General features: G+C 48.2%; 22 protein-coding genes and 2 tRNA genes. 4 read left to right on the forward strand and 20 right to left on the reverse strand.

The annotated features are described in order from the left end of the window. Window position 1: 1 nt before the first annotated feature. The 4 genes from FE296_RS16080 to FE296_RS32795 form a co-directional block, all read right to left on the reverse strand. Window positions 2-1006 (reverse strand): glycoside hydrolase family protein, encoded by a 1005-nt coding sequence (locus FE296_RS16080; RefSeq protein WP_150365629.1) that lies wholly within the window; start codon window positions 1004-1006, stop codon window positions 2-4. A 3-nt stretch (window positions 1007-1009) separates the two neighbouring features. Next, window positions 1010-1480, reverse strand: a complete 471-nt coding sequence (locus tag FE296_RS16085; RefSeq protein ID WP_150365630.1) for a hypothetical protein — start codon at window positions 1478-1480, stop codon at window positions 1010-1012. 46 nt (window positions 1481-1526) lie between these two features. Further along, window positions 1527-1594, reverse strand: a tRNA-OTHER gene (locus tag FE296_RS16090). 31 nt (window positions 1595-1625) lie between these two features. Beyond that, window positions 1626-1787, reverse strand: a complete 162-nt coding sequence (locus FE296_RS32795) for a hypothetical protein (protein ID WP_190945281.1) — start codon at window positions 1785-1787, stop codon at window positions 1626-1628. 303 nt (window positions 1788-2090) lie between these two features. On the opposite strand from FE296_RS32795, the gene FE296_RS16095 reads away from it, so the two are divergent. After that, window positions 2091-2300, forward strand: coding sequence for a hypothetical protein (locus FE296_RS16095; RefSeq protein ID WP_150365631.1), 210 nt, complete (start codon window positions 2091-2093; stop codon window positions 2298-2300). A 35-nt stretch (window positions 2301-2335) separates the two neighbouring features. On the opposite strand, the gene FE296_RS16100 is transcribed toward FE296_RS16095, so the two are convergent. The 3 genes from FE296_RS16100 to FE296_RS16110 all read right to left on the reverse strand — a co-directional run bounded on the left by FE296_RS16100 (window position 2336) and on the right by FE296_RS16110 (window position 4666). Next, window positions 2336-3007: an SOS response-associated peptidase gene (locus FE296_RS16100; protein ID WP_150365632.1), complete on the reverse strand. Its 672-nt coding sequence runs from the start codon at window positions 3005-3007 to the stop codon at window positions 2336-2338. A 36-nt stretch (window positions 3008-3043) separates the two neighbouring features. Then, window positions 3044-3901, reverse strand: a complete 858-nt coding sequence (locus FE296_RS16105) for an ATP-dependent DNA ligase (protein WP_150365633.1) — start codon at window positions 3899-3901, stop codon at window positions 3044-3046. A gap of 63 nt (window positions 3902-3964) precedes the next feature. Continuing rightward, window positions 3965-4666 (reverse strand): hypothetical protein, encoded by a 702-nt coding sequence (locus tag FE296_RS16110; protein ID WP_150365634.1) that lies wholly within the window; start codon window positions 4664-4666, stop codon window positions 3965-3967. 117 nt (window positions 4667-4783) lie between these two features. Here FE296_RS16110 and FE296_RS16115 point away from each other — a divergent pair, with 117 nt between their 5' ends. Together FE296_RS16115 and FE296_RS16120 are read left to right on the forward strand one after the other, a co-directional pair. Next, window positions 4784-4966 (forward strand): hypothetical protein, encoded by a 183-nt coding sequence (locus FE296_RS16115; protein ID WP_150365635.1) that lies wholly within the window; start codon window positions 4784-4786, stop codon window positions 4964-4966. Further along, window positions 4967-6148, forward strand: coding sequence for a site-specific integrase (locus FE296_RS16120; RefSeq protein ID WP_150365636.1), 1182 nt, complete (start codon window positions 4967-4969; stop codon window positions 6146-6148). Between the two features lie 48 nt (window positions 6149-6196). On the opposite strand, the gene FE296_RS16125 is transcribed toward FE296_RS16120, so the two are convergent. Then, window positions 6197-6269: transfer RNA gene (locus FE296_RS16125), tRNA-Ala, on the reverse strand. A gap of 275 nt (window positions 6270-6544) precedes the next feature. On the opposite strand from FE296_RS16125, the gene FE296_RS16130 reads away from it, so the two are divergent. Next, window positions 6545-6946, forward strand: a complete 402-nt coding sequence (locus tag FE296_RS16130) for a YhjD family protein (protein WP_150365637.1) — start codon at window positions 6545-6547, stop codon at window positions 6944-6946. 71 nt (window positions 6947-7017) lie between these two features. Here the strand turns inward: FE296_RS16130 and FE296_RS34065 are convergent, their stop codons facing one another. From FE296_RS34065 to FE296_RS16190, 12 genes are all read right to left on the reverse strand, one after another. Further along, window positions 7018-7221: a DUF2614 family zinc ribbon-containing protein gene (locus FE296_RS34065; protein WP_150365638.1), complete on the reverse strand. Its 204-nt coding sequence runs from the start codon at window positions 7219-7221 to the stop codon at window positions 7018-7020. A gap of 43 nt (window positions 7222-7264) precedes the next feature. Next, complete coding sequence (locus FE296_RS16140) at window positions 7265-7510, reverse strand: hypothetical protein (RefSeq protein ID WP_150365639.1); 246 nt, start codon at window positions 7508-7510, stop codon at window positions 7265-7267. 1 nt (window position 7511) lies between these two features. Next, window positions 7512-8390, reverse strand: coding sequence for a peptidoglycan recognition protein family protein (locus FE296_RS16145; protein WP_150365763.1), 879 nt, complete (start codon window positions 8388-8390; stop codon window positions 7512-7514). A 28-nt stretch (window positions 8391-8418) separates the two neighbouring features. Then, a complete protein-coding gene (locus FE296_RS16150; protein WP_263364217.1) occupies window positions 8419-8640 on the reverse strand; it encodes a hypothetical protein in 222 nt (73 codons plus the stop codon). Between the two features lie 67 nt (window positions 8641-8707). Further along, entirely contained in the window at window positions 8708-8923 is a 216-nt protein-coding gene (locus FE296_RS16155; RefSeq protein WP_150365641.1) for a hypothetical protein, read from the reverse strand. Window positions 8924-8999: 76 nt separating this feature from the next. Continuing rightward, the gene (locus tag FE296_RS16160) at window positions 9000-9539 is read right to left on the reverse strand and encodes a stalk domain-containing protein (protein WP_150365642.1); all 540 of its coding nucleotides are present in this window, start codon (window positions 9537-9539) and stop codon (window positions 9000-9002) included. A gap of 50 nt (window positions 9540-9589) precedes the next feature. After that, a complete protein-coding gene (locus tag FE296_RS16165; RefSeq protein WP_150365643.1) occupies window positions 9590-11743 on the reverse strand; it encodes a phage tail protein in 2154 nt (717 codons plus the stop codon). A 20-nt stretch (window positions 11744-11763) separates the two neighbouring features. Then, a complete protein-coding gene (locus FE296_RS16170; protein ID WP_223868905.1) occupies window positions 11764-12285 on the reverse strand; it encodes a phage distal tail protein in 522 nt (173 codons plus the stop codon). After that, window positions 12278-12493 (reverse strand): hypothetical protein, encoded by a 216-nt coding sequence (locus tag FE296_RS16175; RefSeq protein WP_150365645.1) that lies wholly within the window; start codon window positions 12491-12493, stop codon window positions 12278-12280. Before FE296_RS16175 ends, FE296_RS16170 begins: the two co-directional genes overlap by 8 nt. Then, on the reverse strand, window positions 12493-12798 hold the full coding sequence (locus FE296_RS16180; RefSeq protein WP_150365646.1) for a hypothetical protein: 306 nt from the start codon (window positions 12796-12798) through the stop codon (window positions 12493-12495). The genes FE296_RS16175 and FE296_RS16180 overlap by 1 nt, the downstream gene beginning before the upstream one ends. Before the next feature lie 10 nt (window positions 12799-12808). Beyond that, window positions 12809-14662: a lactonase family protein gene (locus tag FE296_RS16185; protein WP_150365647.1), complete on the reverse strand. Its 1854-nt coding sequence runs from the start codon at window positions 14660-14662 to the stop codon at window positions 12809-12811. Window positions 14663-14684: 22 nt separating this feature from the next. Then, on the reverse strand, window positions 14685-15083 hold the full coding sequence (locus FE296_RS16190; protein ID WP_150365648.1) for a phage tail fiber protein: 399 nt from the start codon (window positions 15081-15083) through the stop codon (window positions 14685-14687). Between the last annotated feature and the right edge of the window lie 10 nt (window positions 15084-15093).

A 15093-nucleotide genomic window follows, 5' to 3' on the forward strand; every position in this document is an offset into this window, starting at 1 on the left:
CCTACACCTCCACTGAGTAGGCAAGGCCCACATTGTTGTCCGTATTGTAATACACATAGATTGTCCCATCGAAAACCGCGACTGTCATAGACTGCATGTTGGTTGTTTCCCAAGGCAGTGTCGGAATGTCCATAATAAGTTTCGGCTTATCCTTGAGCGTTCGCCAGTCATCCGATATTAGGGCAATGGCGGGACGGGCTACGGTTGTTACCCCGCCAGAAGCGTATGCGGAAAGCATACCCAACCACCACGTTTGTCCTCGGTACACAAATAATCCAGCATTGGACCGAGAGAAGTTTTCGGTACTATTGAGGGTTGCATCATTTCCGCCGAGCATCATTCTCGGATCACACAACCATTGTCTACCGTTGTGGGATACCCACATGGCCTTACGACCAAAGTCACCGCCGCCCATTACAGAAAACCCGTACCATTTTTCTGCTGTGCGGAACACTGCGAAATACCCTGTGTGTCCGTCTCCTGGGAAGTTTGGGGGCTTATCAAGCAAAAGTCCGACTCTTGTCCATGTGATCATGTCCGTAGATGTCGCAAGTGCCGTTGATTGATTTATACCAAGTCCACTTTGTTGGTAGTACATGAAGAACAGTTTTTCCGTCTCATTCCACATGACAAAAGGCGTTTCCGTTGAATTACCTTCGACTGTATCGACGTACACCTCACCATGTCTGATCCACGGCCCTTTAGGATCGTTGGCATAAGCTAATCCGATGCCACCACGGGCATTATGGTTCGTGGAGTACGTTGCATAAAAACGGCCTTTAGCGTTCGGGATCAAATGACCGACCTCAATAGGTCTGAACCAATATATACTCCCTGTTTGAGCCTTTGCCGCCGTATAGATTGGGTCACCCTCAAGCTTTACGAACTTAGGAATGTACTGTTCCCTGCCCCTGGTGTCGGAAAATCCATAAGGAGCAATACCTCTGTTGGCTTTCTGGGCTTCGCCCATCGCCGCCGCGCCCATCTTATAGCCTTTATCAGCCATCGCCTACACAACCCCCTTGATGGAAAGCGTACCGCCACCTGTTGGCGCTGTGTACTCAATACGTAGTCTGCAAAGAGCCGGGATAGTGTATGAAACAACGTCACCCACATTGGCTGTATTCACCTGCGAGATACTTGCCCCGTTTTCGCGAATGCCAGGCAAGGCCGTTTTCCGATCGTTGATGTCGATTAAGCATGATGTAAACGTTCCAGTTGTGCTTGCTCCACCACCAAAATAGATAGTGATATCCGTGTCTTTGGCTACTGCACTCTCGGCTGTCGGTGGATACGTTGCACTACCTGCCGCCGATCCAGCACCTAAAATAGTCACCGTTCTAGGGCCACCAGAAGAACCGCCTTCAACTTGCTTCATCGGTAGCGGGAAGTCTGCACCCACCGCCCTCATTTTCCCGTTTTCGTCTCGCGCATAAATCTGCTGATTTGCAAGCAAATGACTACCATCATACTTCGACACTGATACCACTCCTTTGTTATTATTTGTCTGACTCGTCACGTTGTAAGGCTCCCTGGTGGAATCGAACCACCACATGCCGGATCTCTCCGGACTCTACCGTTGAGTTAAGGGAGCGCAATAAAAAAAGCCGCCTTTGGCGACTTCGCTACTTACTCCAAACTTTATCAATAACTTTGCCTTTTAAATCTTCAATAACATTGACCCATACACCACACTTCTTGCATTCGTATGCTGTACGAAACTCACTACCCATTTTATTTGGTCCCGCAAGACGACCCATATGTTCGCCACAGTTTTTACATAACATGTACAACCCTCCTTATGAATTTCAGGAAGACTATACCACACTAAAATTTACATGCAACAAAAAAGAACAGCATTCCCGCTTTTGCTACCCTTGCGGCTCTGGACCGTCAAACAGGTATTGGTTAGTGTCGGGTGCTGTTCTCTTTTTGTTCCATGCTATAACTATAAACTATAAATAACCTAACGGTTTATAGGTTTATTAAATAAATCGTAAAACTTTCTTAAATGTTTGTTAATGCGATTTTCTAAGAATATGGCAGGATTGGAACGGTGATTTATAGAATTACCGTTTGAGGTGAACAGTATGAACCATACATATAGGGTGTTGAGAGAGGACATAGATTTTTTTGTTGCAGCGTTAAGTCAGGATCGGGTAGCGGTTTGGCATGTCTTGGAGGATGAGGATCATCTGATTGACTATGGAGGGATTGTAGAAGGGTATAGTCCAATAGCTGTAAATATCATGGGCAAGAGGTATTTGAGAGGAACTTTCGAGTTCAGAATAAAAGGATAAAGAGCAGTGAGGTTAATCCCTCCTGCTCTTTTTAATTATCCAACATTCTTTATGAGGTCTTCACTGTTGTTCCGCACATTACCGACTTCCTTCGGTACCTCGTAAGCTCGCATTTCTGACGCTCGATACGGCTTGAGCATTCCGAGCAATGACTCGACATCATCATTATCTTTTCCAAGCCACTCAGCCTCATCCTCGGGCCGCAGTATAACCGGCATACGATTATGAATGTCTTCCATGAGACTGTTTGGCTCCGTTGTAATAATTGTACATGTGCTCAGCTTGTTTCCGTCCGGATCCGTCCAGGTATCATACAGACCAGCAAGCGAGAATATACGGTCATCCTTCATCAAGATGCGCATTGGCTGCTTTGCCGTTCCTTCTTTCTTCCATTCATAAAATCCGTTCGTGGGGATGATGCAGCGTTTGGAACTGATCAGACGTTTGAAGGCTGGCTTCTCTGCCAGTGTCTCGGCTCGAGCATTGATCATCTTATTCCCGATCTTGTCATCCTTTGCCCAAACGGGTACCAGGCCCCATCGGAGCGAACCCAATCGATTTCCTTCCTTGCTGCCTATAATTGTCGGGATGTACTGCATGGGTGCTGCGTTATAATTAGGCTTGTACTCAAATCCTTCAGAAACGGAAGCATAGTACCTGTCCATTATTGCGTCTAAAGGGTCAGTAATTGTGAATCTACCACACATACAAAGCACCTCCTGTATTGTCTTTACAATATATAATCACACTATAAATTGATCAAACACTGGGATACGTAGCAAGCCGGATTTGGTCCAGTTTCGTATTTTGACCCTGGCTTGTATCCTTGGCTCCAGGTAAACGTTGTTCTTGTCCTCACCAGTAACGAGCTGCTGGCATACTCCACGAAACGCCTGCTTATGTTTAGGACTTGGGCCATGCTCGATGATTCCTACCGGACGCATCTTGCCTGACGGATCTGGAACAGCAGCAAGCCACCCGAATTCAGACTTTTTGTATCCTGTAATGAACACATCAGCATATGACCAGTTAATGACCTTCTGCCACTCTCTGGACCGCCTGCTGACGTACTGACTGTCCTTGTGCTTGCCAACCACACCCTCCATACCCATTGCCTCTATTTGGGCGTATAGTGCCTCTCCTGCGCCTTCAATATGCGGTACCACTCCAAAGCTATTAGACGGTAGTTGGAGCCCTAGCAGAATTGCCTTGCGCTCTATAAGAGGTAGTTTGCGGAGATCCTGGCCTCGAAAAAAGAGAATATCAAATATGGCGAACGTAGCCGGCAATGTCTTGGTGAGCTGCTGAACCTTCGAGTGTTGCCGAGTGCTGAACCGGCTCATGACTGCCTCAAAGTCGTTCAATCCTGTCTCTGGATCGGTGCAAGCAACCTCTCCGTCCAAGATAATGTCAGAGTCAAAGGGCAGTAGTAATTCAGGGTACTGCCGAGTGCAATCATTGTTGTGGCGTGTATATAACCGGACGTTGCCGGATTGTTGCGAATATATAAGCCGGTGACCGTCTACCTTCGGTTCAAAGATGTAATCCGAATGCGAGAATGGACCCGGTGCTGTTTCAAGTAACATAGGGCTAATAAACATAAAAAAACACCTCAACCCAATTATAGCGGTTTGCTACAAAGGATTGAGACGGTAAGTTTTGGTTTACTCAGAAAATGCTTTGCGAAGATCTGCCTTCAGTATATCTTTGAATTCATCAAGCAGACCTGGTAAGTTCTCTCTTATATCTTGAGCTTGCTTACGAATGTCCGAGTCGAATCTATAGTCAGGATGTAAATCTATCCAATATTCGTACAACTTTTGTAATAAGTTATGGGTAACTGTTGCGATCTCATCAGTTAGGAAAAGTTCATTTATCTTGAAAAAGTCCAGTGCTTTAGCGTGAATTTCCCCTGCCTTATAATAATTCTGTTCATGTATTTTTGAACGGATTAATTCAATGGCTTCATCCTTTCTCACTGTGAACAAGGCTTTGATCCGTAAAACATCCTTGCTAATAAAATTATGACTTCTTAAATACTCCTCAATTTCCAATTCATCGTATTGGCGTAAATCTACAGAATGGAACACTCCACGCAATCCAATCACTTCTCTATAAGCATGGTCGACTTCCTTATATAGTTCAGGGTAGATCTGATATCGTTTAGTGGAATATAAATCAAATTCTTTTAGTGCCTTTTGTTGCTTGTGTTTAACACCCTCAATCTCTCTGTTCACATCACCTTTGTGGGATTCTAACTTTTTTTGAAAACGATTTGTGATGTATAACTGAATAATTGCTACAAGAAGAACTATGATGACACTGTCCTGGTTTCGCTCAATGAACTCTAAAATGTAATTTAACAAGTGACCCCTCCTGTTCTCTGTACGCTTCCAGTATAATGCAAAAATAAGGAATTATAAATCTTTATTTTGAATTCAAATATTGTTATAATGATTTCATAAAATAAAGAGGTGAAATCTATGGAACGTAAAGTAGCAAATGTTTACGAGGATACGCGAGCACTATTGAACCAAGTGAAAGATGAATTTGATTTTAAGTCTGACGATCAAGCAATTAAGTTTTTATGCCAGATGTTTATGGCGGACAACCGTAATGATGTACTGAAGAAGTACATTGATGTCAAAAGAAAGGTGGCTGAGTAAATGCCTGTCTATAAGGATGAGAATGTAAAGAAAAATCCGTGGTTTTATGTGCTGGAAATTGGCAAGGGGAAAAATAGAAAGCGGACTAAAAAGCGCGGTTTTAAAACAAAGAAAGAAGCTCAGGCTGCACTTGTTGAAGCCGAAAACAACGTTAACAACGGTACGTTTATAAAACGTGAAAAGACACTCCTTCCGGATCTGATGAATCTATGGCTCAAGACCAAAGAACACTCTATAGCGGATGTCACATACAAAACTTATGGACGACACATATCTTTGCACATAAATGACTATTTCGAAGATTTCCAAGCAATGGATTTGACTGACGAGGACTGTCTTGATTTCATCAAGCATCTGCGTGTTGAGAAGGAACTCGCTTCTCGATCAGTTAAAGATGTATTCAAAGTGTTACGCTCGGCTCTTGATTGGGCTGTGCTGAAGAGTAAGCTTCAAAGAAATGTTACCCGCCTCATTGATATGCCAGCAGTCGAGCGTCAAGAAATCATGGTCTGGAACGCTGATCAGGTTCGGGAGTTTGATAAGCACATACAAGAACATCACGATTATGTTGCCTTCCTTCTTGCTTATGGGGCTGGCTTGAGACAATCAGAAGCATTGGCACTCAGATTCAAGGATGTCAATTACGAAAGCAAAACTATATCTGTTGTTCAAACCTTATCACATGATGGCAAGAAGATCAGAACGGGTGCAAAAACTGCCTCAGGAACGAGATTGGTTTCTGTGGATGATAAAATCATCAAGGAGATTCAAAAGAGAAAGCGGGTGGTTGCTGCTGAGAAGTTAAAAGCGGGTGGAGTATACCAAGACAACGACCTGATTGTGGCAACCTCTGTAGGAACTCCTGTTACACCCAGAAACCTACTCAGGACGTTCTATAGATACATGGAGAAGCTGGAGATACCAAAGATCACAGTCCACGATCTGAGACATACACATGCCACTCTGTTACTCAAGCAAGGTGAGCATCCGAAGATCGTTCAGGAGCGACTTGGACATGCCAGCGTTAAAATAACAATTGATCTTTATAGCCATGTTTTACCGAATATGCAGAAAGAGACTGCGGAACGATTTGGGGATTTCTTGTTTGGTACCAATTTAGGCACCAAAAATACGAATGGCACCATTTCGGCACCAGACACCGAAAATAGAGAACTTATTTAGACCCTATAAATAGTAAAAAACCCTTGTGTACCAAGAGTTTTTCGAGTATGGAGCCTAGGGGGATCGAACCCCTGACCTCATCGCTGCCAGCGATGCGCTCTCCCAGCTGAGCTAAGGCCCCGTATTTTACTTCGGAATGTCAACGGTCAGTCAGCGTACAAACCTCGTTGTATCAACGTTTTGTCAGCGTTCAGTCATCCGTTCTTTTTCTTTCCGCTCGATTAATATAGCATACGGGAGCGCATCGCTGCAACTATTAATTTCGTATATCTGCGCAATTCATTTCGTTCGACGTCGAACGATTTGTCCGCTTGTATATTCCGCCACTCCCGCGCTATACTAAGAACAAACGTTCTATAACGCTAACTACGAAGGAGAAAGCGAGGCCCGCCGCAAATGATCGACATCACCCCGCACGACCACGCGCTAATCAAATCGCATATCATACTGCCGCGCGTATTGACCGCATTCGAACGGGACATCGCGCTTATTAACGAAACGCTCAAGACGCCGGGTCCGTACGTCGACGTAATCGCGGAGGCTCAGCGTAAACTCACCGCAGACCTCTACGAGATCCGCAAGCAGTTCCGTACACGCGGTATCAAGGTCTACGAAGAGGTGGCGGATAACGACGGCGTAACGGCGCGCTATAAATGCCGCGGCTATGAGTCGGAGAAGCGGATACGGTGGGCGTTTATGGCGGCGGAGGCTGGCGTGTTGATGCGGAAGTATCTCGGTGTGAGTACGGACCAATACGTGGACCCGTCGGTTCCGGAATGGTTGCAGCGCGATCCGTAAACGTAGCTGGATGCTCCGCATACAAAAAAAAAGAGCGCCCACCTCCGGAGAGATGAGCGCTAGGTCTTGCGTTATGAAGTTACGAGTTCTCCGCTTGCTGCGCGAGTAACACGCGTTTTACACTTCGGACATTTGACGCTGCCGTCCATTAACCGGAAGGAGTGACCGCAATGTGGACACGATATCTTTTCCGAGCGGAAGTATTTTATGTTTACCCATATCGCTACTATTGGCGCGGCTACGAAAAGAGTTATAATAAATCCGATAAGAAACATTGCGGTCACCTCTCTTATTTACGTTACTTCCAGTATACACCAACTAATTGCGCGCGTCACGAAGTTTTCTTAATCGCCTTCGCCCGATATCATACAGTTTACACGCGGCCAGTCCCGTCATGAGCCCCGTCATAATTCCGTCCGCAACGGAGTCCACCGGAATGTAGAAGAGTCCCGCGCCTAATCCGAGCGCCATCGATAACAGCGGAATCCATTTCGCCGCCACGTATAACTTCGCAAACTCACCGATCGCAATAATCACCGCAACCACTACGCCGATTTCGTACATATTACTTCGCCTCCTTTACGGGAACAGCGTCAACAGCTCCGAAGAATCCGCGCCGATACATTACGGTAATAACGCGGTAAAAGTCATAGCTTCCGTCGTTCGCGGTATCAATTGCGCCAACCTTTTTCGCAGCCACGCACGCAGCTTCGGCCCACGCCGGCACTTTCGCCATTTTGTCGCGTCCCTCTAACGTTTCAATCCGTTTGGCCTGCGCGGCTACCGTTTCCTGTAGCGCTTTAAACGCGGCTTTCTCTTCGATTGTCATCGCGTCATCATCTCCGTTCTTTAATTTCGCAAGCTCGGCCACAATGTCCGGAATGAACGATTTCTGCGCAGCCTCTTTCGAATTGCCTGCGCCCCAAAACGCTGTGCCCGGACACGTCTTCGATGACTTTCCGGCCGTATAATCGCCGAGCCACGTTCCGTCCGCTTTATACCACGCGTGATAAACGATGGTGTTAACGGAAGGCGTAATCGATAACTTTTCGCACAGACAAGCGTACATGTGAGCGATTGTGTCCCGCTGCGCCTCCGTCATCGTATCCGCGCCCTTATCGAAGTTACCTACATGCTCGATACACAACGCGCCAGTGTTCGCGCCTTTAATGCCGGCTGGCGTTGAGTTGAGATTCCGGTCGAGACTAATCGCAATCTTTCCGTCCTCGAACGTCGTGATATTCTGGCCTGTTCCGGACCACCCTTGTGATAAGTGAAACCTCCGCATGCCTTCAAGACAATCGAAATGATCTTGTTGCGCGAGGCCGGCGACCATTCTACGCGTGATGTAGTTAGGCGCGGCTGTGTGGTGAACTTGGAGGCGTTCAATTTTACGCGTAATATTCTGCGCCTTGAGCCAATCGCGGAACTCTCGCTGATCCATTAGTAGGAAGTTACCCTTCGTAATCACGTTATCTCTCCCCTTTCATTACGGACTTGATCTCCGTTACATCTAACGAAAGCCCTTCATACTGAGACGCAAGCGTTTCGAATCGTCCCGTTAAATCTTCCGCCAAACGCATGAGTCGTTCTTCTCTCCGTAGCGCGTCCGAATACATCTGATCCTCGCGTTCTTTAGCGGCGGCCATCATGCGGTCTTCCCGTGCGCGCCCGTCGTCTTGTATCCGCGCCATCTGACGCCACAAAAGGAATCCCGCCACGACGAATAGGACTGCAAATAGGCCCTCTTTAACCGCGCTATTAAATATCGCTTGCTCCATCGCCGGCCGCCTCGCTTTCCGCCGCCGCTTTTGTTTCTAACGCAGCTAATGCCGTTCCAATTTCGTAATCTAATGCGCGGAGAATTTCCGCCTGACCGTCCGTATGATACGCAAGGACTGCGGATATGACTGCGGCAAGCTCCGGTGCCGGTTGCGCCAGGTCTACGGTACATTCGAGTAGTGTGCGTGATTTCATTGCGCGATTCCTCCGTTTCTATGCAACGCAAATAAGGCCCCGCCAATGTTGGCGAGACCCTGCGTTATTTATTCGTTTATTTTAGCGCGGCGAGTGCGGCTTCGGCTTGCGCGATATCCGCTCTTGTTGACGCGATTCTTTCGTCATAGCCCGCCAGTTGTGTTTCTCGCTCCTTGATTAGCGCTGAATCTGCGTTATCTTTCTTTAACGTAGCCAACTCCTCCGCGACCTCTTCGCGTTCCTTAAGATTCGGAGCAAGGATGCGGTCTTGTAGTATCGCCAAAGACTCCTGTATGCTCGCGGCTGATCTTCCGGAGTACTTATTCTCAGTTGCTTCGACCGGAGATTCCTCCTCGCTTGTCGTCACGTTTATAGTCTTTCCGCTCACTTTTATATCCGCCCCTAACGCCTCAGATATTCCGCGAACAGGTACGTTGGCCTTCCCGTCGATAACAACACCTTTGTCAGCGAGCTTTTCCCCGTTAACTATAACGGTATACTCTCCGCTAACCTTCTTGCCGACGAGTGACTTAACGTTGTCCGCAAACGCGCCGGCGGATGTCGAAAGAACGAATCCGATCAATATACCACCGGCGATGTATGCTACTTTTTTCATGCTTAACCCCTCCGCGAATTGGTGTATGGTTCATATTTCCTATACTACCATTACGCGGCGGTTGTTGTGAAGGTTCCACCGCCAGATGTAGCGTTATCTGGATTACCGTGGTTGTGGTTCGGTACCGATACAGTATGCGTATGCCCAACGGATGATTTCCCGCTTAGTGCGTTCCAGATCGAATCAAGTTCCGCACGCAATCCGGATATGCTTCCGATACCTAGACTCAATCCATTAACCGCACCGCCAAACGTAACCGCGCCCTGCAGACGGATAGGATTCGCAGTATTATTCGACCCGATTACGATGCTGTTTCCGTACATCGTTAGCGTTCCGTTACTCGCGTAGGTGTTGATCTCTCCGACGGACGAACCGTTCGTATCCCGGAATATAAGCGCTGCAGCCGTCGCGTCGTCTGTCGTAGCGATCTGAATACGTACGCGTCCGGAGGCATCGTATGAACGGAATCCTTGTACGTCCAACTCTACACGACGCCCACTCGCAGCCGTCCGGATGAGCGACCCGGTTATCGTTCCGCCGACCGTCGTACTTCCCTCCGCGTACATATTGCCCGCGCTATCGACCGTAAACTTCCCGTTGCCGACGTTGATCGACGAGCCGACGATCGCACCATTCGTAAAGTTAGACGAGAATATATTCGCTGAGTTCGCGGTCAAACGGTTAGCTGTGACGTTTCCCTGCATATCAACGCGGAAAGGCGCGGAGTTAAATACCGCGTGGCCTGACGCGATCCCGTTCGTGTTAATCTGCGTGACGTTATTCCCCGCGCCGATCAGTAGCGATACGAAGGAACCGAGTTGACCGACAATGGCCGGCGCTGCTATTCCGTTCGCATTGATCGCTGTCATCGCCGTAGCTCCGCCGTCCTTGCTGAAAATGATTCCGTTAGACGTCATGATGACTTGATTGCGCGCATCCGTTTTGTCCTGGAGAACGATACCGCGGTTATCGTACTTAACTTCGGTCTTCGAATTGTGTACATCATTAACCGCCGCCTTAGCGAACGCCTCGAATACATCCGTCCGGATTGTTCCGTTGCTTATCAGATTGCTAACGATATTCTTCGATTTCTCAAGATCCGCGATAATATCCGTCATATCCCGCAGCATCACGTTAGTAATCGTAACTTGCGATTGCTGCTCGTTACTATACGGGTATTCGACGAGCTCCGTAATCCGCGCACTAATCCCGTCAATGCCAAGCGCAGGATCAACGCATTTAACCGTATCGCCGAGGCCGGGCGCAGGTTCCGCGCTATCTAACTTGTGAATGTCCGCAGCCGAAACGGATATTTCTAGCGCCGGTATTTCGCTCTCACGGAGAGCCTTCCGTTGGGCTTCGAGCAATTCCGTATATGACGTAATGTTCTGCTCGATAATCTCTCCGTCATAAAACGTGTTCACATCGGTCGCCCAATATTGCGCATACGGAGAAATCAGGTAATTGACCGCGAGATTGCCGCCAACAATTGCGCCAGGCACGGAGTTTAGCAGCGCCCGCTCATCAGCCGTTAACATCGACGTAGGCTGTCCGATAAGAGTCCGCCCATCTTTCATCTGCGCAAACATACGCGTCACAAGCGTGTTCGCATCGTCATTGAACGTTGATGATACGATATTCTTACGGATGCGGTACTGCAAGCCGACATCTCGGCCGATCTTCTTACGCAAGTGGATCACGTAATTGTCCGGCTCAATCTCCGCGCCATACATTGATACGACGGAGTTCAGCGCCTCAAGTGCGTTGCCTCGCCCGAAATCCTTAACGTCGAATAGCGGGAATGTATCGTCAATACTAAACGTGTACTTGCCGCCAGTTGCCGCGCTGATTGCCGTCGTGAGCTGCGAAATGTGAACGCCGTAAGCTTCCGATATATACGATGCGTACGGGTATTTGTAATCCGCTAGTTTAAATAATACGTGTGAGCAATCGATGCGCGCGGTTAGTTTGCGACCTTCACGCACACGGCTCCGGTTGTTGATTACGTAATACTGGCCGCGATCATCCCGAACATGGCCTTTGAGTACGATTTTATCGAGGTAGTCCGCGGATGTCATCGGAACCGTAAACGATAGCGAGTAGTCCGAGTTGATGCGTCGGGTCCGCTGAATATCGCCCGCGTCTACGAGGATGCCGATACGCTTCCGATTCTTATCGTAGGATTCGAGGTATTTCTTCGCCAAGTGTGCGCCTCCTTTCCGTATTAATAGAGGAATTTATCGCGATGCGTTACGCGTGTCCGAACGTTGCGCGCCGTTTCCGAATCGCTATACGTCAGTTTATTCGCGCCATAAACGAGGTCGAAGAAGTCGCCGGTCATTAAGTGCAGCGCGTTCTCCCCGTTAATCGTAATCGTCTGACGTGCGGTATCAATAACGATGACGTCGCCCGGTCGAAATGTTCCCGTTAATCCGATTTCGTTAATATGCGCGTGAGTTACGGTAACGACGAAATCGGTCGCCGTAGTTATGGACGCGCCAAATAACCGCTCACGGACTAATTGCGCAAGCATCTCGGTGGCTGTCGTTATTTCCGCCGTCATCGCCATTTCGCGGATAAACTCCGCGGTTAAGTCCGTCGCACTTTCGAATGTAACCATAACGGGAAAGTCCACGCTGATTCGCGCAGACAAGTCCGTCGCTGATTCGATTGCTACGGTGAATAGCGCCTCGAATGAGAGTGTTCGGTTAAACGGCGAACGGTTGAACGGCGCGCGATTAAACATCAGGACCGCCACCGACCGTTTCCGCGTATTCATCCTCCGTGATCCATCCGTTAGCGAGAGCGCGGTCGAAATCCGTTTTGGTATACGTAGCCGACGCGTACTCTTTAACTGGCGTGACGTAGACGGTCATGATGTCCGGAAATGACTTCGTGCCGTGACGGTAGATTGCGGTTGAATACGCGACTTTTAGCGAGTTGATGATAGCCATTACGCAGCACCTCCGTTAGCCAGCGTTTCCCAAATGTCGATGATCGCAAGGTTAAGGCTGGCCGCTTCTACTTCAGTGGCAGAAACACGTTGTTCCAACTCCGTTAACCCCTCAACTGGTGTACCCTGCTCTGATTCAGATTTCAACGATTCGTCCAACACCGCTTTTCCGTTTTGCCAACGAAAGTATCCAGCGTTTATCCCGATGGGTAGCGGTGTTGGGATATCAACTTCCTGGTAACCTACATATTCGTACTCAATAATATCGCGGATGATGTCGCCATCCAATTTGATATAAAACTTCATAAGGCACCTCCTATTGAATTAAAGCGATGATCTTACGACTGTCTCCGGATGATCCGCCTTCTTTGGCGTAACCAATAACTCCAACGTCTGTCTCTGACATAAGAGCACCCATGCTGCCTACCTTTGCGACCTTCTCATTGGGTACTTTAAATACGTTGACATATGGAGAAGTATTAGATACGAGAGCTAAGTAACTTCCGTCAGGAGATATCGATAATCGGTTTGCAGATTGACTCTTTGCATCTCTTGAGTCAGTAGCCCGGCACACCTGATCTCCTCGTTGGCTATATGTCAGAATGTCTGGACTGTTGTTAGACTGGACTAAGAATAGTTTCATTTTGCTCGGATGATACACTACATCCGATGATTGAACAGGAGTTTTAGTCTGAGTATCAGGAACTTTACTGAAAACATCTCCTACACGCTTGTATGTTATTAATGTAGCTCCGCCGAAATGCGCAACTGTTAGATAATTTTCGTCATATGAAAAATCAAGACCTCCACCTAGTCCGGGAGGAACTATGGAAGGGTCTGTGATCTTTGACAATATGTCACCAGATCGTTTGTAAATCAAGATATACGGGGCTACTGTGTAAGAAATTGCTATAAATACACCGGAAGGTGAGATTGCAATATTTCTAGGTGTGCTAGAAAGCGGATTAACACTCGGGTCAGCCAATTTTGTGAAAGTGTCACCTGAACGCTTATACATCGCAAAATAAGGAGATACAGAAAGTGTCATATAAATATAAGTTCCGTCGTTAGCAGCACGGATGTATGTTACAGATCCTCCCGGTAACACTGTCGGGTCAGGCAACTTAGTAAAGGTATCACCAGAACGCTTATAGATCATAAAGTAAGGAGATCCATTAACACCTACATAAAGGTAATCTCCATTCGGCGAGAATGCCAATCCGTTTGGTATGCCTCCAGGCAGAACACTCGGGTTGGCTAATTTGGTGAATACATCCCCTGAGCGCTTGTATATCAATAGAAACGGGGTAGCATTCGACCCTACAGCCATATAATCGTTTGTCATGGCTATTCCGATGCTTGCCGCAGGAGGAGTTGTTGACAGAGCTGGTAACAGTTCTAATGGCGGAGTATACATCCTTACCATATCCCCTTGCGCGATATCCTCGCTATAGGTGACTGTCATTTCCGTCTGACCAGGTATTTCCACCTCCCCTCCGCCACTATCTGCTAAAAAATCCGACCCTACTTTGCGGAATGTGTACGGCTTTCCAACCAACAGATCACCAGATCCGTAGGCTGTGCCGTCCTGTTTCTTGAGCGAAACCGCACCTAGACCGTTGATATTGACAGTAGGGTTTGTCGCACTTGCTACGTGTGGTACTAGCGTTATCCCAAACCCGTCAGGTAGTGATCCAGGCGCAGGATTTAACGTAACTACATATGCGGAGGACGTTCCGGCAGTCGTGGCGTACCCCGGTTGACGGATGTAGTTCGCAGTAACCGCGCCAATCTTCTCGTCAGTATAGGTATTAGCGTCGTCCAACGCCTCATCCGCAAAGCTCTGCGCGGAAACGATAACATCCGAAATATTAGCGCGGCCGGCCTCGTAGTCATACGCCGTGTGATTCCGCGCCGCCGGTGATCCAGCCGCCCACCCTTTCGCAGTTCCTTCGAATCCACGCGTACATCCGGTGAGCGTGTTGCCCGTTTTCCCCGTATATAAGATCGTTTCGGCAGTCTCATCGCCGCCCACCGTTACGAGGTTCGGAGCCGTCGGCAGTTTAGACGCGTCGAGTACGTCAATGCTCGTAGCTGATGCGGTAATATCTGCGGCGAGCTCCGTTCCCGGACTGTTTACCATCGCCGCGTACATCGGTAATTGCGCCATCTAATCTACTCCTTTCTCCACCTTAATTCGTAAATTTAACGGATGTGCCGCCCGTTAGAAACTTCGGCTTGTCGCCCGTTTGAATCGTGCGCGGATTGTCGACCGCTTTTGACCACAGGAGATTTCCGCCAGTCAACGCGCTCCGTAACCCGACGTGAGTTACGAGGCCCCAATCCGCCGTAGCCGTAGGAAATTCGATGTCAGCCGCGTTTTTCACCGTTTGATTGCCGGTTTCTAGCGCAGGAGCCGCGAAGGTAATCGGAATCCTTACATAGCCACCGCCTGTTACTTCCGAGCCTGTGTCCGCCGGAGTTGGGTCGGACTTGTATAACGCGACGTATATCGTAGTGGGCGCAGTAAACGTAATTCCGCGCAATACGTGGTTGAGGATTGCGGCCGATAGATAATTCGAAATATTCAAAGTAACGCCT

This window comes from Paenibacillus sp. UASWS1643, assembly GCF_008693195.1.
Lineage (GTDB): Bacteria > Bacillota > Bacilli > Paenibacillales > Paenibacillaceae > Paenibacillus > Paenibacillus amylolyticus_B.